The 17,773-nt window shown below is 66.8% G+C and carries 14 protein-coding genes; 3 read left to right on the plus strand and 11 right to left on the minus strand.

What is annotated here, in order from left to right; translation table 11 throughout:
- Positions 1-53 precede the first annotated feature (53 nt).
- Complete coding sequence (gene pgl, locus N1027_RS14995) at positions 54-824, plus strand: 6-phosphogluconolactonase (RefSeq protein WP_259508935.1); 771 nt, start codon at positions 54-56, stop codon at positions 822-824.
- Between the two features lie 549 nt (positions 825-1,373).
- Here the strand turns inward: pgl and N1027_RS15000 are convergent.
- From N1027_RS15000 to uvrC, 9 genes are all read right to left on the minus strand, one after another.
- On the minus strand, positions 1,374-1,733 hold the full coding sequence (locus tag N1027_RS15000; protein ID WP_259508936.1) for an RNA polymerase-binding protein RbpA: 360 nt from the start codon (positions 1,731-1,733) through the stop codon (positions 1,374-1,376).
- A gap of 11 nt (positions 1,734-1,744) precedes the next feature.
- A complete protein-coding gene (secG, locus tag N1027_RS15005) occupies positions 1,745-1,996 on the minus strand; it encodes a preprotein translocase subunit SecG (protein ID WP_022894976.1) in 252 nt (83 codons plus the stop codon).
- A gap of 138 nt (positions 1,997-2,134) precedes the next feature.
- A complete protein-coding gene (gene tpiA / locus N1027_RS15010) occupies positions 2,135-2,923 on the minus strand; it encodes a triose-phosphate isomerase (protein ID WP_259508937.1) in 789 nt (262 codons plus the stop codon).
- Positions 2,914-4,128, minus strand: coding sequence for a phosphoglycerate kinase (locus tag N1027_RS15015; protein ID WP_259508938.1), 1,215 nt, complete (start codon positions 4,126-4,128; stop codon positions 2,914-2,916). Before N1027_RS15015 ends, tpiA begins: the two co-directional genes overlap by 10 nt.
- Before the next feature lie 83 nt (positions 4,129-4,211).
- Positions 4,212-5,219 carry a type I glyceraldehyde-3-phosphate dehydrogenase gene (gap, locus tag N1027_RS15020; RefSeq protein ID WP_259508939.1) on the minus strand — a complete coding sequence of 336 codons (1,008 nt, stop codon included), beginning with the start codon at positions 5,217-5,219 and terminating at the stop codon, positions 4,212-4,214.
- Positions 5,220-5,321: 102 nt separating this feature from the next.
- Positions 5,322-5,945, minus strand: coding sequence for a superoxide dismutase (locus N1027_RS15025; protein ID WP_259508940.1), 624 nt, complete (start codon positions 5,943-5,945; stop codon positions 5,322-5,324).
- An 89-nt stretch (positions 5,946-6,034) separates the two neighbouring features.
- Entirely contained in the window at positions 6,035-7,012 is a 978-nt protein-coding gene (whiA, locus tag N1027_RS15030; protein ID WP_259508941.1) for a DNA-binding protein WhiA, read from the minus strand.
- An 88-nt stretch (positions 7,013-7,100) separates the two neighbouring features.
- Positions 7,101-7,979, minus strand: a complete 879-nt coding sequence (rapZ, locus tag N1027_RS15035) for an RNase adapter RapZ (protein ID WP_259508942.1) — start codon at positions 7,977-7,979, stop codon at positions 7,101-7,103.
- A gap of 73 nt (positions 7,980-8,052) precedes the next feature.
- Positions 8,053-9,984 carry an excinuclease ABC subunit UvrC gene (gene uvrC, locus N1027_RS15040; protein ID WP_259508943.1) on the minus strand — a complete coding sequence of 644 codons (1,932 nt, stop codon included), beginning with the start codon at positions 9,982-9,984 and terminating at the stop codon, positions 8,053-8,055.
- Positions 9,985-10,075: 91 nt separating this feature from the next.
- On the opposite strand from uvrC, the gene N1027_RS15045 reads away from it, so the two are divergent.
- Complete coding sequence (locus N1027_RS15045) at positions 10,076-11,446, plus strand: IS1096 element passenger TnpR family protein (RefSeq protein WP_259508944.1); 1,371 nt, start codon at positions 10,076-10,078, stop codon at positions 11,444-11,446.
- A gap of 53 nt (positions 11,447-11,499) precedes the next feature.
- Here the strand turns inward: N1027_RS15045 and uvrA are convergent, their stop codons facing one another.
- Positions 11,500-14,373 (minus strand): excinuclease ABC subunit UvrA, encoded by a 2,874-nt coding sequence (gene uvrA / locus N1027_RS15050; protein ID WP_259510422.1) that lies wholly within the window; start codon positions 14,371-14,373, stop codon positions 11,500-11,502.
- A gap of 189 nt (positions 14,374-14,562) precedes the next feature.
- Entirely contained in the window at positions 14,563-16,632 is a 2,070-nt protein-coding gene (gene uvrB / locus N1027_RS15055) for an excinuclease ABC subunit UvrB (protein WP_259508945.1), read from the minus strand.
- Positions 16,633-16,729: 97 nt separating this feature from the next.
- Here uvrB and N1027_RS15060 point away from each other — a divergent pair, with 97 nt between their 5' ends.
- Positions 16,730-17,755 carry an ATP-dependent 6-phosphofructokinase gene (locus tag N1027_RS15060; RefSeq protein WP_259508946.1) on the plus strand — a complete coding sequence of 342 codons (1,026 nt, stop codon included), beginning with the start codon at positions 16,730-16,732 and terminating at the stop codon, positions 17,753-17,755.
- Positions 17,756-17,773: the final 18 nt, after the last annotated feature.

The following is a 17,773-nucleotide window of genomic DNA, read 5'->3' on the forward strand; positions in this document are numbered from 1 at the left end:
CTGGTTTTCTGCGCGTACGCGCGCAGAAATCGCCCGTGTGAAGGTATGGCTTGATGACAACTGACCGCCGTGTACTCGTCCACCCCGACAAGGAGTCGCTCGCCGGCTCCGTGGCCGCCCGGTTCATCACCAAGGTCATCGACATCCTCGACGAGTTCGACGATGCGACCGTGGTGCTGACCGGCGGCACGATGGGGAGCGCGGTGCTCGCGGCGATCCGTTCGTCAGCGGCGTCGGACACGATCGACTGGTCGCGCATCAACTTCTGGTGGGGCGACGAGCGATTCGTGCCGAAGGGCGATCCCGACCGCAACGACCTCCAGGCGCGGGAAGCCCTGCTCGACCACATCCCGGTCGACGAGTCGCGGGTGCACGCCTTCCCGGCGTCCGACGAAGTCTCCGACCTCGACGAGGCGGCCCGGGTGTACGCCCGCGAACTCGCGGCTGCAGCGCCCGAGGGTGCTGACTATCCGCGCTTCGACATCATGTTCCTCGGTGTGGGGCCCGACGGCCACATCGCCTCGCTCTTCCCCGGCCACGACGAGATCCGAATCACGGATGCGACGGTCGTGCCGGTGCGCAACTCCCCCAAGCCGCCGCCGGAGCGCCTCAGCCTCAGCTTGCCCGTCATCCAGTCCGCCGACCGCATCTGGATGGTGCTGGCCGGCGCTGACAAGGCTTCTGCCATCGGTCTGGCACTCGCGGGCGCGAGCACCGACGAAGTGCCCGTGGCCGGCGCGCAGGGCCGCAAGCGCACGGTCTTCTTCGTCGACCGCGAGGCGGCGGCAGAGGTTCCGGAGTCGCTCATCGCGCCGAGCTACTAGCCGCCGTGCGGCCCGGGCTTCGCTCGGGCTGCCCGGGTCGCGCCGGTCCTTGCCCGGCGCGACGCGACACGTTCGCGGGCGGTCGGAGAGCGCGGCCTGCGGTCGCACCCTCCGGCCACGCGCTCACCGTGGGTCATCGAGCGCGGCCCGCGGCTTGCGGCCTCTTCCCGCCGTCTCCTCGGGCGTGTGACGAGCTGCGGCCCACCCCGGCACGTCTGAGCGCAGCCCGCCCCCTGCATCCTCGTTCCGCACGTCGCGGCTCGAGGGCTCGCCCATCGAGTCGCCAAAACACGCCGCAACGCCGCGCCGCATTCCGACAGTTTTTGGCGAATGGGTGACGGAAGTCTCATCGAGGGCCGCGGGCCGCACTCAGACGACCCAGCGTGAGCGCGCGGCCGCGTCAGCGACCGCACGCGAACATGTCGCGGAGCGCCGGGCTGGGACCGGCGCGACCCGAGGAGGCCGCGCGAAGCACGGCCCCCGAGGCAACAAAAAGGGAAGCACCCCACGCCGTCGTGAGGGCTTCCCTTCAGGTTTCAGAGACCTAGGTCAGGACGCGGTGCCCCGACGGGCGCGCAGCTGCTGCAGCGCGTCTTCGAGGAGCTGCTCCGCTTCTTTCTCGGTGCGCCGCTCCTTCACGTAGGCGAGGTGTGTCTTGTACGGCTCGAGCTTCGCCACCGACGGCGGGTTCTCTTTGTCGCGACCGGCCGGCAGCCCTGAGGCGGGGCAGTCGATGGTCTCGGGGATCTCCTCGTCGGGCAGGTTCGCCGCGAAGTACCGCACCGTCTCGTTGCCCAGTGCGTCCCAATAGGAGACCTGGATACGCTCCGCGTGGAAACCTCGGTCTTGCTCACCCATTGGCCCTGCGCCGACGCGGGATCCGCGGATCGCGCTTCCTCCTGATGCCATGCTGTTGCCCCCTAAAGGCTGGTGTCGAACTTGGTGATCAGCCCGAGGACGACGATGCTGCCGACCCAGACCAACCCGAGGATGACGGTGATGCGGTTGAGGTTGCGCTCGGCCACACCGGACGCGCCGAGGTTCGAGGTGACACCGCCGCCGAACATGTCGGACAGACCGCCGCCCCGGCCCTTGTGGAGAAGGATGAGAAGGGTCAACAGCAGGCTCGTGATACCGAGCACCACCTGGAGGATGACCTGAAGGATTTGCACTGCTTGCCTTTCACATACGGGAGAGCGGGGTCGCTACCCCCGAAGACCACGAGCTAGTATAACCCGCCACAGAACTCGAGGCTGACTCCAACCTCGGCCCAACGATTTCTGCGCGTGTACACGCAGAAATCCATCGGCTCAGACTCCGACGTGCTTCTGGAAGCGCACGATCGCGGCGAACTCCGCGATGTCGAGGCTCGCTCCGCCCACCAGGGCGCCGTCGACGTTCGGCTCGCGCATGAAGCCGGCGATGTTGCCCGACTTCACCGAGCCTCCGTAGAGGATGCGTGTAGCGGCCGCCGCGTCGGCGCTGAGGCTCTCGGCGACGACGGCTCGCAGGGCTGCGCCCACGGTCTCCGCCTGCTCGGGAGTGGCGGCCTGTCCTGAGCCGATGGCCCAGACGGGCTCGTAGGCCACGACCACATCGGCATCCGGCTTGAGCCCCTCGAGAGCCACTTTCAGCTGAGCGACCGGAACGGCGCTCTGCCCGTGCTTCTCGAGGTCGTCGGCCGTCTCGCCCACGCAGATCACGGGCACGAGGCCGTGCTTCACGGCCGCTTTGACCTTCGCTGAGACGATTTCGTCGGTCTCGCCGTGCAGCGTGCGCCGCTCGGAGTGGCCGATGATGACGTACTGGCAGTCGAGCCGGTTGAGGAACTCGCCCGACACCTCGCCGGTGTAGGCGCCGGAGTCGTGCTGCGACACATCCTGACCGCCGTAGCGGATGGAGAGCTTGTCAGCTGACACCAGGGTCTGCACCGAACGCAGGTCGGTGAACGGTGGGAACACCGCCACCTCGACGTCGTCGAAGTTGTGCTTCGCGTCATCGAGCGACCAGGCCAGCTTCTGCACGAAGGCGATGGCCTGCAGGTGGTCGAGGTTCATCTTCCAGTTTCCCGCGATGAGCGGGGTGCGCTTCAGGACCATCCGAGGACCTCCAGGCCGGGGAGACGCTTGCCCTCGAGGAATTCGAGACTGGCACCGCCTCCGGTTGAGATGTGACCGAACTGGTCGTCGGAGAAACCGAGCGCACGAACGGCCGCCGCGGAATCTCCCCCGCCGACGACGCCGAGGCCGTCGACTTCGGTGAGCGCCGCTGCGACTGCACGGGTGCCCTCGGCGAACGGGGCGAGCTCGAACACGCCCATCGGGCCGTTCCAGAACACGGTCCTCGAGTCGGCGATGACGCCTGCGAAGGTCTTCGCCGTGTCGGGCCCGATGTCGAGCCCCAGACCGGATGCGCCGAACGGCGTGTCTTCGATGGCGTCGGCCGCGGTGATGACGGTCTCCGCATCGGCTCCGAACTTCGAGGCCACCACGACGTCGGTGGGCAGCACGATCTCGACGCCGAGTTCTTCGGCCTTGGCGAGATAGCCGCGCACGGTGTCGAGCTGATCCTCTTCGAGGAGGCTGGAACCGACGGCGTGACCCTGAGCCTTGAGGAAGGTGAAGAGCATCCCGCCGCCGATCAGCAGCGTGTTCACCCGCGGGAGCAGGTGACCGATGACTCCGAGCTTGTCGGAGACCTTCGACCCACCGAGCACCACCGTGTAGGGGCGCTCGGGGTTCTCGGTGAGCTTGTCGAGCACCTCGAGCTCGGTCTGGATGAGCAGACCAGCGGCGCTCGGCAGCAGCTCGGCGAGGTCGTAGACGCTCGCCTGCTTGCGGTGCACGACGCCGAAGCCGTCGGACACGAAGGCGTCTCCGAATGCGGCCAGCTGCTCCGCGAACGCTCCCCGCACCGCGTCGTCCTTGCTGGTCTCCCCCGCATTGAAGCGGAGGTTCTCGAGCAGGGCGACGTCGCCGTCTTCCAGGCTGCCGACCGCATCCTGAGCCGCCTGCCCGACCGTGTCGTGTGCGAACACCACCGGCTTGCCGAGCAACTCACTGAGGCGCTGAGCCACCGGCTCCAGGGTGTACTTGGTGTCGGGGGCGCCGTCAGGGCGGCCGAGGTGGCTGACCACCACCACCCGGGCGCCCTGGTTGATCAGGGCGTTCAGGGTGGGCAGGCTCGCGCGCACGCGCCCATCGTCGGTGATGACCCCGTCCTTCACAGGAACGTTGAGGTCACACCGAACGATGACGCGCTTGCCGGCGAGCGAACCCAGGGAGTCGAGAGTGCGGAGCGTCACACGCAATCGCTTTCAGTAGAGCCGGCGGCGCAGCCGCAATGTGTCGAACCTTGCGGGGGCGCCACCGGCTGGGTGGCATTGACTCAGAGCCGGTCGGCGACGTACTCGGTGATGTCGACGAGACGGTTGGAGTACCCCCACTCGTTGTCGTACCACGAGGCGACCTTGACCTGGTTGCCGATCACCTTGGTGAGGCCGGCGTCGAAGATCGACGAGTGCGGGTCGGAGACGATGTCGCTCGACACGATCGGGTCTTCGGTGTAGCTCAGGATGCCCTTGAGCGAGTCGTTCGCGGCGTTCTTGTACGCCTCGTTGATCTGCTCGACGGTGGCCGGGGTGCTGAGTTCGACGGTGAGGTCGGTGATCGAGCCGGTCGGAACCGGAACGCGCAGCGCGTAGCCGTCGAGCTTGCCGACGAGCTCCGGGATGACGAGGCCGAGCGCCTTGGCGGCACCGGTCGACGTGGGGATGATGTTGACTGCTGCGGCGCGGGCACGGCGGAGGTCGCTGTGCGGCCCGTCCTGCAGGTTCTGGTCGGCGGTGTAGGCGTGCACCGTCGTCATCAGACCGCGCTCGATGCCGAAGTTGTCGAGCAGCACCTTGGCGAGCGGCGCGAGGCAGTTCGTCGTGCAGGAGGCGTTGGAGATGATGTCGTGGATCGCCGGGTCGTAGGTGCCCTCGTTCACACCGAGCACCAGGGTGGCGACATCCGAGCCCGTGGCAGGAGCCGAGACGATGACCTTCTTGGCGCCGGCTGCGATGTGCTGGCGCGCGTCGTCGCTCTTCGTGAAGCGGCCGGTCGACTCGATGACGATGTCGACGCCCAGCTCGCCCCAGGGGAGGTCGGCGGGGTTGCGCTCGGCGAGCACGATGATCGGCTTGCCGTTCACGACGATCTTGTCGCCGTCGAGCTCCACCTTCGCGTCGAGCCGGCCCGTGATCGAGTCGTACTTGAGGAGGTGGGCGAGCGCCTTGTTGTCGGTGAGGTCGTTGACCGCGACGATCTCGAGGTCACTCCCCTTGGCGAGGGCGGCGCGGAAGAAGTTGCGACCGATGCGGCCGAAGCCGTTGATGCCGATCTTTACAGACACGTAGTGCTCCTGTTGCTGGGGCCCGGGAGGGCAGGGTGGTGGGTAGCTGGGGAGAGGGACGCCGGGGCGGTCGATGACGCGCCCCGGCGGGATCCTGCGTCGCTACGACAGTACCAGCAGGCCGGAGGTCTTCTCGCGGGCCGCGGAGAGGCGTTCGGCCACGTTCGCCCAGTTGGCGATGTTCCAGACGGCCTTGATGTAGTCGGCGCGCACGTTCAGGTAGTCGAGGTAGTAGGCGTGCTCCCAGACGTCGAGCATGAACAGCGGCACGACGCCGAAGGGAATGTTGCCCTGCTGGTCGAAGAGCTGGAAGACGGTGATGTTGCCGCCGATCACGTCGTAGCCGAGCACAGCCCAGCCGGAGCCCTGGACACCCAGTGCCACGGCGGTGAAGTGGGCCTGGAACTTCTCGAACGAACCGAAGGCGTCGTTGATCGCCGCCGCGAGCTCGCCCTCGGGCGTCTGCGTGTCGGGGGTCAGGTTCGTCCAGAAGATGGAGTGGTTGACGTGGCCGCCGAGGTTGAACGCGAGGTCTTTCTCGAGTTTGTTGACGTTGGCGAGGTCGCCGGCTTCGCGAGCCGCGGCGAGCGAGGTGAGCGCGGTGTTCGCGCCCGCGACGTAGGTGGCGTGATGCTTGTCGTGATGGAGCTGCATGATCTTGCCGCTGATGTGCGGCTCGAGTGCCGCGTAGTCATACGGCAGTTCCGGCAGAGTGTACTCAGCCATTGTGATGATCTCCTCGTGATAGAGGCCGCCGACCCGATTCGCGGCGGCTGTGAGTGACCTCTCCAGTCTATTGCGTTCCGCTGGGAGGATCAGTCGTCGAGATCGGGAGGCAGGTTTGCTTCGGTGCCCGGGATACCGAGGTCGGTGGCCTGCTTGTCGGCCATCGCCAGGAGGCGGCGGATGCGGCCGGCGATGGCGTCTTTCGTCATCGGCGGATCGGCATGATGGCCGAGCTCGTCGAGGCTGGAATCGCGGTGCGCCAGGCGCAACTCGCCCGCGTACTTCAGGTGCTCGGGGATGTCGTCGCCGAGGATCTCCATGGCCCGCTCGACACGTGCGCACGCGGCGACGGCGGCCTGCGCCGAACGCCGGAGGTTCGCGTCGTCGAAGTTCACCAGGCGGTTGGCTGTGGCCCGCACCTCGCGGCGCTGGCGCATCTCCTCCCACTTGGTGACCGTGTTCGCAGCACCCATGATGCCGAGCATCGCGGCGATCGCCTCACCGTCACGGATGACCACGCGATGCACTCCGCGCACCTCGCGCGCCTTCGTGGAGACGCCGAGCCGCGAGGCCGCGCCGACGAGGGCCATCGCGGCCTCGTTGCCGGGGCAGGTCACCTCGAGGGCCGCCGAGCGACCGGGGTCGGTCAACGATCCCGCGGCCAGGAATGCGCCCCGCCAGACGGCCGCGAGGTCGTCGCGGCCACCGGTGGTGAGACGATTCGGGAGCCCGCGGATCGGCCGGCGGCGCGCATCCAGCAGTCCGGTCTGGCGGGCCAGTGTCTCGCCGCCGTCGAGCACCCGCACCAGGTAGGTGCCTTCACGACGCACGCCCGAGGGCGCGATCATCGACACGTCACCCTTCACTCCGTAGAGCTCGGCGAGGTCGCGGAGCACGCGCTTCACGATGTCGGCGGTGTCGAGCTCGGCCTCGATCGCGATCCGCGAGGAGATCAGGTGCAGTCCCCCGGCGAACCGCAGGACCGTCGCGAGCTCGGCGGCCCGCACTGTCGTCTTACTGACCGCGACGCGGGCCAGTTCGTCTTTGACGTCGGCGGTGAGTGCCAATATGCAAACCTTCTTCTGTTGACGGGCATTCTTTCACGTGCTGTTCACCGAATGGGAGGAACACGAATCCCTCGCCCCGGCCGCGGAGTCACTCCCGACCGAGGTCGCGGTGTTTGACGTTCACGACGACCCCGGGGAACGTGCCGATCTTCTCGGCGAGTTCACGCGCGATGGCGACGGAGCGGTGCTTGCCGCCCGTGCAGCCGATGGCGATGGTCGCGTGCCGCTTGTTCTCCCGCTGATACCCCGCGAGAACGGGTTCGAGTGCTTTGGCGTAGGCGTCGACGAACTCCCGCGCACCGGACTGGCCGAGCACGTATTCGCTCACGTCGGAGTCGAGGCCGGTGTGGGCGCGGAGCTCCGGCACCCAGAACGGGTTCGGCAGGAACCGCGCGTCGGCGATCCCGTCGGCGTCGGTGGGAGCGCCGTACTTGAAACCGAAACTCATCACGGTCACCTGCACTCCCGCGGTGTCGGCGGCCGAGAACCGCTCCTGCACCACGGTGGCGAGCTGGTGGATGTTGAGATCGGAGGTGTCGATCACGATGTCGCTCGACTCGCGGATGGGGCTCAGCCGCGAGCGCTCGGCGCCGATGCCGTCGAGCAGCGTGCCGTTGCCCTGCAGCGGATGGGGGCGCCGCACCTGCTCGAAGCGCCGCACCAGCGCTTGATCGGTGGCCTCGAGGAAGACAACGCGCAACTGGATGCCGCCACGGAGGTCTTTGATGATCTCCTGCAGGTCGGAGAAGAAGTCGCGACCGCGCACATCCACCACGGCGGCGATGCGCGGCAGAGTCGACCCGGCGTGCTCGGCGAGATCGACCAGCGGCCGCAGCATCTGCGGCGGCAGATTGTCGACCACGTACCAGCCGAGGTCTTCGAGGGCGTTGGCGACGGTCGAACGACCCGCACCGGACATGCCCGTGACGATCAGCACTTCCTGTTGCTGGGGTGGTTCCGGGGTCATCGTGCGCTTTCGCTTCGAAATGGGATCGTGTGTCTAGCCTATCGACAGGAGTAGGCCTATCGGCACGGATCGGTCACCGAGACAGGGTCGAACGGATGCTCTCCGCCAGCGTCGGTCCGATTCCCTTGACCTCGGCGATGGCCGCCGAGTCGGCTTTCTTCAACTCCGACACCGAACCGAAGTGCTTCAGCAGCTCGCGCACCCGCGACGGGCCGAGCCCGGGAACCTCGCTCAGCACGCTCGAGATGTCGCGCTTGCGCCTGGCCCGCTGGTGGGTGATGGCGAAGCGGTGCGCTTCGTCTCGGATGCGCTGGATCATGAACAGGGCCTCGCTGCCGCGCGGCAGGATCACCGGGTAATCGGTGTCGGGCAGCCAGACCTCTTCGAGCCGCTTCGCGATGCCGGCCAGGAAGATACCCTGCACCCCGGATTCCTCGAGGGCCCGCGCCGCCGCGTTCACCTGCGGCTGCCCGCCGTCGACGATGAGGAGATTCGGCGGGTAGGCGAACTTCTTCCTCCGCTCCTGCACGACCAGCTCCTCCGCAGTGCTCTCATCGGGGCCTTCGCCCTCGGTGAAGGTCTGGTCGGGAAGCGCCGACGCATCCGTCGCAGCCTCGGCCGGCTGGTCTTTCAGGTAGGCCAGACGCCGCGTGATCACCTGGTAGATCGACTCGGTGTCGTCGGTTGAGTCGGCGATCGAGAAACGGCGGTACTGGTCTTTACGGGCCAGGCCGTCTTCGAACACCACCATCGAGGCGACGATGTTCGTGCCGGCCAGGTGCGAGACGTCGTAGCACTCCATCCGGAGCGGCGCATCCGTCATTCCCAGCGCCTCCTGGATGTCGGTGAGCGCCTGCGACCGCGCCACGAAGTCGGAGGAGCGGCGGGTCTTGTAGAGCATGAGGTTGTTCTTCGCGTTCATCGACGCGGTCTGCATGAGAGCGGCCTTCTCGCCGCGCTGCGCCGTGTGCAGCACGACCTTGCCCTTCGCGCGCCGCTCCCCCAGCCAGGTCTCGAGCTCGGCCGTGTCGTCGGGCAGGGCCGGCACGATGATCTCGCGGGGCGGCACATCGCCCTCGTAGGCCTGCTGCAGGATCGAGTCGACCAGTTCGGCGGTGTCGACGTCGATCTCTTTGTCGACCGTCCACGAACGCTCACCGCGGATGCGCCCACCGCGCACGATGAACTGCTGCACACTGGCGGCCAACTCGTCGTGCTCCACCCCGAAGACGTCGGCGTCGACACCGTCGCGCAGCACGACCGCGCTCTTCGCGAGCACGGCTTCCAGCGCCTGCAACTGGTCGCGGTACTTCGCGGCCGCCTCGTAGTCCTGCCGCTCGGAGGCCTTCTTCATGTTCTTGCGCGCCGCCGTCACGAAGCGGGAGTCGCCGCCCGCCATGAACGCCACGAAGTCGTCGACGATCTCGCGATGCTCCTCGATCGTCACCCGGCCGGAGCACGGGCCGCCGCAGCGACCGATCTGGCCCGGAAAACACGGCCGGCCGGTCTGCATCGCATGCTTGTAGCTCGAATCGGAGCAGGTGCGGATGGGGAACGCCTTGATCATCAAGTCGATGGTGTCTTTCACCGCCCAGATCTTCGGGTAGGGCCCGAAGTAACGGGCGCCCTTGATGCGATGGTTGCGCGTCACCATCACCCGCGGTGCCTCGTCGCCCAGCGTCACCGCCATGAAGGGGTAGGTCTTGTCGTCACGGAATTTGACGTTGAAGGGCGGGTCGAACTCCTTGATCCAGGTGTATTCGAGCTGCAGCGACTCGACATCCGTCGCCACCACCGTCCACTCCACGCCCGCGGCCGTGGTGACCATGCGCCGGGTGCGTTCGTGCAGGCTGCGGAGGGGTGCGAAGTAGTTGCTGAGACGCGCCCGGAGGTTCTTCGCCTTGCCGACGTAGAGCACGCGCCCGGATGCGTCTTTGAAACGATAGACGCCTGGTTGCGTGGGGATCTCCCCCGCTTTCGGGCGGTACGAAACAGTGTTTGCCATGGTTGATCCAATTCTCGCATCCGGCGCCGACATCGAGCGCGTCTACGATCGGTGTGGAGTACGCGATGAGCGGACAGGAAGCAGGTGCGTGATGGGTGTCAAGCGTCGACAACCTCGGCGACCCGTGCGTCGGAGCGCGGCCGGCTCGACGGCGACCGCCACGAAGGCCGTCTTGATCGCCTTCGAGCGCTGGTATGCGCGGCACCTGGTGTCCGTCGGAGACGACCACCTTCCGACCGACCGGACCGTTGCGCTGCTCAGCGATCTCTTCGACCGTAGCCGGGGCGCGCTGCACGCCCCGACCGCCCCGGTGCTTGAGGGCCTGCTCGCCGGCATCGACGACGATCCCGAGCGCGCAGGCGAGCTGCCGGATGTCATCCAGACGCTCGAGCACTACCTCGACTTCGCCGTGGAGACCGGCTCCTGGTCGGGCACCGACGATGAGATCGACGAGAGCGCGGAGCTCCTCGAAGTTGCGTTCGAACTGAGCACGGCGCTGCTCGGGTTCCTCGTGGACTCCCTCGACGAGGTCGAAGACGTTCCGGTGGATCGAGCCCGCGCTGCCCTGGAGACCCTGGCCCCGCCTTTGCGCACGCCTGAAGCGCTGCTCGGGCGTCTGCGGGACGTTCTCGGAGGCGTCGATTCGACCGAACCGGGCGACGTGGCGGTTCAACGCGTCATCGGTCTGCTCTGCGTGGCCGTCGATCCGGGCTTGCTGCCAGAGAGGTCGGAGAAGCGCATCCAGGCGATGCTCGACACCGCAGCCGGTGCCACCGTCGACCAGGCCCGAATGGCCGACGTCGACACGACACGGATGCTGGCCCTCCTCGAGGGGGACGGGCTGATCGAACGGGTCAAGACGTCGGGAATCGACCGCTTCGAGACGCCGGAGGACCTGCGACCGGCACTGGCCGATGCGGTCGTGGAGATCGCCGACGAGTTGGGCCTCCTCGACGACGACGTGATCAATCCGCACCCGGCCGGAACCGCCCTGCAGGTGAAGGTCGCCGTCGTCGGCACGGAGCCGGCCGAATGGCGACGGCTGCTGCTGGCCGCCGAGTCCGATCTCGGAGAGCTGCACCTCGCCGCCCAGCTGAGCCTGGATTGGCCGAACGAGGAGCCCCACGAGTTCACGGTGGCGGGCGAGCCCGACACCGTGTTCACGTCCTTCGGCCGGGTCACGAGCGATGCCTCTGCCGGAGCGGGCGTCGGGGTCGTTGCCGACACGGATGACGCTGAAGACGATCGGATCGACGAGAACGACGTGCAACTCGGCGAGCTGCTCATCGACGTCGGAGACGAGATCGAGTATCGCTACGGTGTCGAACCGCGTCGGCTGGTCATCAGGCTGGAGCGGATCGGAGAACCCGATGGCGGCCCGCTCCCCCGCTGCGTGGGAGCAACGGCCGGCATCGACCTCGTCGAGGCCGACGGACTCCTCGCGTCGCTCCGGCTGCGCTGACCGCGTGCGCTGACCTCGTGCGCTGACCGCGTGAGCAGGCCACTCGCGACGGGTCAGCGTTTGGCCGGCGCCGCCAGAACCTCTTTGAGGAAGCGACCGGTGTGGCTCGCCTCGACCTTCGCGACCTTCTCCGGGGTGCCGGTGGCGATGATGGTTCCGCCGCCCGATCCACCTTCGGGACCGAGGTCGATCAGCCAGTCGGCCGACTTGATCACGTCGAGGTTGTGCTCGATCACGATCACCGTGTTTCCCTTGTCGACCAGACTGTTGAGCACCAGCAAGAGCTTGCGCACGTCTTCGAAGTGCAGACCGGTGGTCGGCTCGTCGAGAACGTAGATGCTACGGCCGTTCGACCGCCGCTGCAGCTCGGTGGCGAGCTTCACGCGTTGCGCCTCGCCGCCGCTCAACGTGGTGGCACTTTGGCCCAGACGCACGTAGCCGAGGCCCACCTCGACCAGGGTGTTCAGGAAGCGGTGGATCGCGGAGATCGGCTCGAAGAACTCGGCCGCCTCGGAGATCGGCATGTCGAGCACCTCGGCGATGTTCTTGCCCTTGTAGTGCACGGCCAGGGTGTCGCGGTTGTAGCGCGCACCACCGCAGACCTCGCACGCCACGTAGACGTCGGGCAGGAAGTTCATCTCGATCTTGATCGTGCCGTCGCCCGAGCAGGCCTCGCAGCGGCCGCCCTTGACGTTGAACGAGAACCGGCCCGGCAGGTAGCCACGGGCTTTGGCCTCCGCGGTCTCGGAGAAGAGGGTGCGGATGCGGTCGAACACGCCCGTGTACGTCGCCGGGTTCGAGCGCGGGGTGCGGCCGATCGGCGCCTGGTCGACGTGCACCACCTTGTCGAGATTGTCGAGCCCAGTGACGCGCTTGTGCTTGCCCGGGAGCTTGCGCGCTCCGTTCAGCTGATTGGCCATCACCCGGTAAAGGATGTCGTTGACGAGACTGGACTTGCCCGATCCGCTCACGCCGGTGACCGCGGTCATCACGCCGAGCGGGAAGTCGGCCGTGACCTTCTTGAGGTTGTTGGCTTCGGCGTCGACGACCGTGATAATCCGCTTCCGGTCGATCGGGCGACGCTTCTTCGGCGTCTCGATCGACTTGCGACCCGAGAGGTAGTCTCCGGTGAGCGAGCGGGTGTTCGCGAGCAATTCGTCGTAGTGACCCGAATGAACGACGGTTCCACCGTTCACACCGGCGCCGGGACCGATGTCGACGATCCAGTCGGCCGTGCGGATGGTGTCTTCGTCGTGCTCCACCACGATCAGCGTGTTGCCGAGGCTCTTCAGTTTCACCAGGGTCTCGATCAGGCGCCGGTTGTCGCGCTGATGCAGACCGATCGACGGTTCGTCGAGCACGTAGAGCACCCCGGTGAGGCCCGAGCCGATCTGAGTGGCAAGACGGATGCGCTGAGCCTCGCCGCCCGAGAGCGACCCGGCCGCGCGCGACAAGCTGAGGTAGTTCAGGCCGACCTCGATCAAGAAGTCGAGACGTGCCTTGATCTCGCGCAGCACCTGGGCGGCGATCATCGCCTCACGGTCGGTCAGGTTCAGCTTGCCCATGAACGACTGGGCTTCGATCAGGCTGAGCTCCGCGACATCCGCGATGCTGTGCGAATCGACGGTGACCGCGAGGACTTCGGGCTTCAGACGCTTGCCGTCGCAGACGGGGCAGGGCACCTCGCGGAGGTATTCGCCCCAGCGCGCACGCTGCGAATCGGAGTCGGCCTGGAGGAACTGGCGCTCGATGTAGGGCATCACTCCCTCGAAGCCCGAGGTGTAGCTCATCTCACGGCCGTAGCGGTTCTTCCACTTGACCTTGACCTCGAAGTTGTCGCCGCGCAGGATCGCCTCCTGCACGTCGGGCTTCAACTTCTTCCACGGCGTGCTCAGCGAGAAGTCGAGATCGCGGGCCAGGCCCTCGAGTAGCTTCTCGTAGTACTGGAAGAGACCCTTGCCCTGCGTGGTCCACGGGATAATCACGCCGTCGTTGATGCTGAGGTCTTCGTCGCCCAGCAGGAGGTCTTGGTCGACCGACATCCGCGTGCCGAGGCCGGAGCATTCCGGGCAGGCGCCGAACGGCGCGTTGAACGAGAAGGTTCGCGGCTCGATCTCGGTGAGCTGAATGGGGTGCTGGTTGGGGCAGGACAGCTTCTCGGAGAAGGTCTGCCATGCCTCGGGGCCGTTCTCGTCGACGTAGTTGATCTGCACCAGCCCGTCGGTGAGCCGCAGAGCGGTCTCGAGGGAGTCGGTGAGCCGCCCGAGGATCTCGGGGCCGGCCACCAGGCGATCGACCACGACCGAGATGTCGTGCTTGATCTGTTTCTTGAGCTTCGGCGGCTCGGTCAGCTGAATGAGGTCACCGTCGACGATCGCCCGGGAGTAGCCGCTCGCGGAGAGCTCTTTGAACAGGTCGACGAACTCGCCCTTCTTCTGCGAGACGACGGGGCTGAGGATCTGGTAGCGGATGCCCGGCTCGAGTTCCATGAGCTGGTCGGCGATCTGCTGCACGGTCTGAGCCGAGATGGTCTCACCGCAGATCGGACAGTGCGGGATGCCGATGCGCGCCCAGAGCAGCCGCATGTAGTCGTAGATCTCGGTGATCGTGCCCACCGTCGACCGCGGGTTGCGGTTCGTGGACTTCTGATCGATCGACACCGCAGGGCTGAGCCCCTCGATGAAGTCGACGTCGGGCCGGTCGACCTGACCGAGGAACTGACGGGCGTAGGCGCTCAGCGACTCGACGTAGCGGCGCTGACCCTCGGCGAAGATGGTGTCGAAGGCGAGGCTCGACTTGCCGGAACCCGACAGCCCGGTGAACACGACGAGGGAGTCGCGTGGGATCTCGATGTCGACGTCGCGCAGGTTGTGCACCCGGGCGCCGTGGACGCTCAGTTTTCCGCTGGAACCATGGCGGAACTCCACCGGCTCGACCGGAACCGGAACGGGACGCGGGGCGATGGAATCAACGGAATCTATGCTCGAAATCGACACCCCGAAAGTCTATGTCGACCCTCCGACACTGGCGTCGGATTACGCTCACGGCAACATCGCCCGCCGCGGATTGGCGGGAATCTCGGCCCCGCGCATCCGGTCGTTTCCCAGCGAAGGGGGTCAGCTGATGTGGCCGGCCTTCTCCATCTGCCGGAGTTCGCGCTTGAGCTCGGAGACCTCGTCGCGCAGTCGCCCGGCCAGCTCGAACTTGAGTTCGGCCGCCGCCTCGAGCATCTGACTGTTCAAGTCGGCGATGATCGACTCGAGATCGTTCGCGCCGGCCGCCGCGATGCCCTCGCGGCGGAGGTTCGGAGTGGGGCTCTTCTTGCCGCGGCCCGAGCGCTCGCGCAGCAGCTCGGCGGTGTCGGCACCCTCGCGGGCCAGCGCCTCCGTGATGTCGGCGATGCGCTTGCGGAGCGGCTGCGGGTCGATGCCGTGCAAGGTGTTGTAGGCCACCTGCTTCTCGCGCCGCCGGTCGGTCTCATCGATCGCCAGCCGCATCGAGTCGGTCATCTTGTCGGCGTAGAGGTGCACCTCGCCGGAGACGTTGCGCGCCGCGCGGCCGATGGTCTGGATGAGGGAGGTCGAGGAGCGCAGGAAGCCCTCCTTGTCGGCGTCGAGGATGGCCACCAGCGACACCTCGGGCAGGTCGAGGCCCTCGCGCAGCAGGTTGATACCGACGAGCACGTCGTACACACCCATCCGCAGTTCGGTGAGCAGCTCGACGCGGCGCAGGGTGTCGACGTCGGAGTGCAGGTAACGCACCCGCACGCCGGCCTCGGTGAGGAAGTCGGTGAGCTCTTCGGCCATCTTCTTGGTGAGGGTGGTGACCAGCACGCGCTCGTCTTTCGCGGCGCGGATGCGGATCTCTTCGAGCAGGTCGTCGATCTGTCCCTTGGAGGGCTTCACGACGAGTGTCGGGTCGATCAGGCCGGTGGGGCGGATGATCTGCTCCACCACCCCGTCGGCGATGCCCATCTCGTACTTGCCGGGCGTGGCCGAAAGGTAGACGGTCTGGCCCACACGGTTCTTGAACTCGTTCCACTTCAGCGGCCGGTTGTCGAGCGCGCTCGGCAGGCGGAAACCGTGGTCGACCAGGGTGCGCTTGCGCGAGGAGTCGCCCTCGTACATTGCGCCGATCTGCGGCACCGTGACGTGGGACTCGTCGATCACCACGAGGAAGTCGTCGGGGAAGTAATCGAGCAGGCAGTGCGGTGCTTCACCAGGCATCCGCCCGTCGATGTGGCGGGAGTAGTTCTCGATGCCCGAGCAGAAGCCGATCTGCTGCATCATCTCGAGATCGAAGGTCGTGCGCATCCGGAGCCGCTGGGCTTCGAGGAGCTTGCCCTCGCGTTCGAGCACGGCCAGGCGGTCGTGCAACTCGGTCTGGATGGTCTCGATGGCGCGATGCATCACGTTGGTGTCGGCAACGTAGTGCGAACCGGGGAACACCGACACGTTGTCGAGTTTGTGCACGATCTCGCCGGTCAGCGGATGCAGGCTGTAGAGACCTTCGATCTCGTCGCCGAACATCTCGATGCGGATGGCGAGCTCTTCGTACATCGGGATGATCTCGATGGTGTCGCCGCGCACCCGGAAGTTGCCGCGCGAGAAGTCGATGTCGTTGCGCTGGTATTGCATCGAGACGAAGCGTCGGATGAGCCAGTCGCGGTCGACCTTCTGGCCGACCTGGAGAGCGATCATCGCGTTGAGGTACTGCTCGGGCGTGCCCAAGCCGTAGATGCAGGAGACGGTCGAGACCACCACGACGTCGCGACGGCTGAGCAGCGAGTTCGTGGTGGAGTGCCGGAGGCGCTCGACTTCGGCGTTGATCGAGGAGTCTTTCTCGATGAAGGTGTCGGTCTGCGGCACGTAGGCCTCTGGCTGGTAGTAGTCGTAGTAGGAGACGAAGTACTCGACCGCGTTGTTCGGCATCAACTCGCGGAACTCATTGGCCAGCTGGGCGGCCAGGGTCTTGTTGTGCGCGAGCACCAGTGTGGGGCGCTGCACCTGTTCGATGAGCCACGCAGTGGTGGCCGACTTGCCCGTTCCCGTGGCGCCGAGGAGCACGACATCCGTCTCACCGGCGTTGATGCGGCCCGCCAACTCGGCGATGGCGGCCGGTTGGTCGCCACTCGGCGTGTAGTCGCTGATGACCTCGAAGGGGTGTACGGAGCGAGTGGGTTCCATGCATTAAGTTTAGGGAGGGCCACCGACATCATGGTCGGTGCTCGCTCTCAGCGTCATGGCGGCGCATCCCCTCACCACCACCTCGAGGCAGACACACATGAGAATCGGCATCCTGACCAGCGGCGGAGACTGTCCTGGACTGAACGCGGTCATCCGTGGAGCAGTGCTCAAAGGCACCGAGATCAACGGGCAGGAGTTCGTCGGCTTCAAAGACGGCTGGCGCGGGGTCGTGAAGGGCGAGATCCTCCCGCTCGAGCGCAGCCACGTGCGCGGCATCGCCAAGCAGGGCGGCACCATTCTCGGAACCTCGCGCACCAACCCGTTCGAAGGCAACGGCGGCCCTGAGCGCATCCAGGAGACCCTCGACCGCCTCGGTATCGACGCCATCATGGCGATCGGGGGCGAAGGCACTCTCGCCGCGGCGAAGCGGCTGACGGATGCCGGACTGAAGATAGTCGGCGTGCCCAAGACCGTCGACAACGACCTCGACGCCACCGACTACACCTTCGGATTCGACACCGCCGTGGAGATCGCGACCGAGGCGATGGACCGCCTGCGCACCACGGGAGACTCGCACAGCCGGTGCATGGTGGCCGAGGTGATGGGGCGCCACGTGGGCTGGATCGCCCTGCACTCCGGCATGGCCGCGGGCGCCCATGCCATTCTGATCCCGGAGCAGAAGACGAGCATGGCGCAGGTGGCCGCATGGGTGCAGAGCGCCAACGACCGGGGTCGCGCGCCGCTGGTGGTCGTGGCGGAGGGGTTCACGCCCGATCACGCCGACGACCCGCACTCCGAGCGCGGCCTCGACGCCTTCGGCCGCCCGCGTCTCGGCGGCATCGGCGAGCGGCTCGCACCCATGATCGAAGAGCTCACCGGAATCGAGACGCGGGCGACCACGCTCGGTCACATCCAGCGCGGCGGTGTGCCGACGGCCTACGACCGGGTGCTCGCCACCCGGCTCGGCATGGCGGCATCCGACATCGTGCAGGATTCGGCCTGGGGGCAGATGGTGGCGCTTCGCGGCACCGATATCGTGACCGTCGGGTTCGAAGAAGCGCTCGGCAAGCTCAAGGTGGTGCCGCAGCACCGCTACGAAGAGGCGGCGATGCTGTTCGGGTGAGCCGCTGCTAGTTTTTAC

It is taken from the genome of Herbiconiux aconitum (assembly GCF_024979235.1).
GTDB classification, from domain to species: domain Bacteria; phylum Actinomycetota; class Actinomycetes; order Actinomycetales; family Microbacteriaceae; genus Herbiconiux; species Herbiconiux aconitum.

Bases quoted from the DNA above. Each gene is read 5' to 3' on its own strand.
- pgl (WP_259508935.1), top strand. From the start codon at position 54: ATGACAACTGACCGCCGTGTACTCGTCCACCCCGACAAGGAGTCGCTC.
- N1027_RS15000 (WP_259508936.1), bottom strand. From the start codon at position 1,733: ATGGCATCAGGAGGAAGCGCGATCCGCGGATCCCGCGTCGGCGCAGGG.
- tpiA (WP_259508937.1), bottom strand. From the start codon at position 2,923: ATGGTCCTGAAGCGCACCCCGCTCATCGCGGGAAACTGGAAGATGAAC.
- N1027_RS15025 (WP_259508940.1), bottom strand. From the start codon at position 5,945: ATGGCTGAGTACACTCTGCCGGAACTGCCGTATGACTACGCGGCACTC.
- rapZ (WP_259508942.1), bottom strand. From the start codon at position 7,979: ATGACCCCGGAACCACCCCAGCAACAGGAAGTGCTGATCGTCACGGGC.
- uvrC (WP_259508943.1), bottom strand. From the start codon at position 9,984: ATGGCAAACACTGTTTCGTACCGCCCGAAAGCGGGGGAGATCCCCACG.
- N1027_RS15045 (WP_259508944.1), top strand. From the start codon at position 10,076: ATGGGTGTCAAGCGTCGACAACCTCGGCGACCCGTGCGTCGGAGCGCG.
- uvrB (WP_259508945.1), bottom strand. From the start codon at position 16,632: ATGGAACCCACTCGCTCCGTACACCCCTTCGAGGTCATCAGCGACTAC.
- N1027_RS15060 (WP_259508946.1), top strand. From the start codon at position 16,730: ATGAGAATCGGCATCCTGACCAGCGGCGGAGACTGTCCTGGACTGAAC.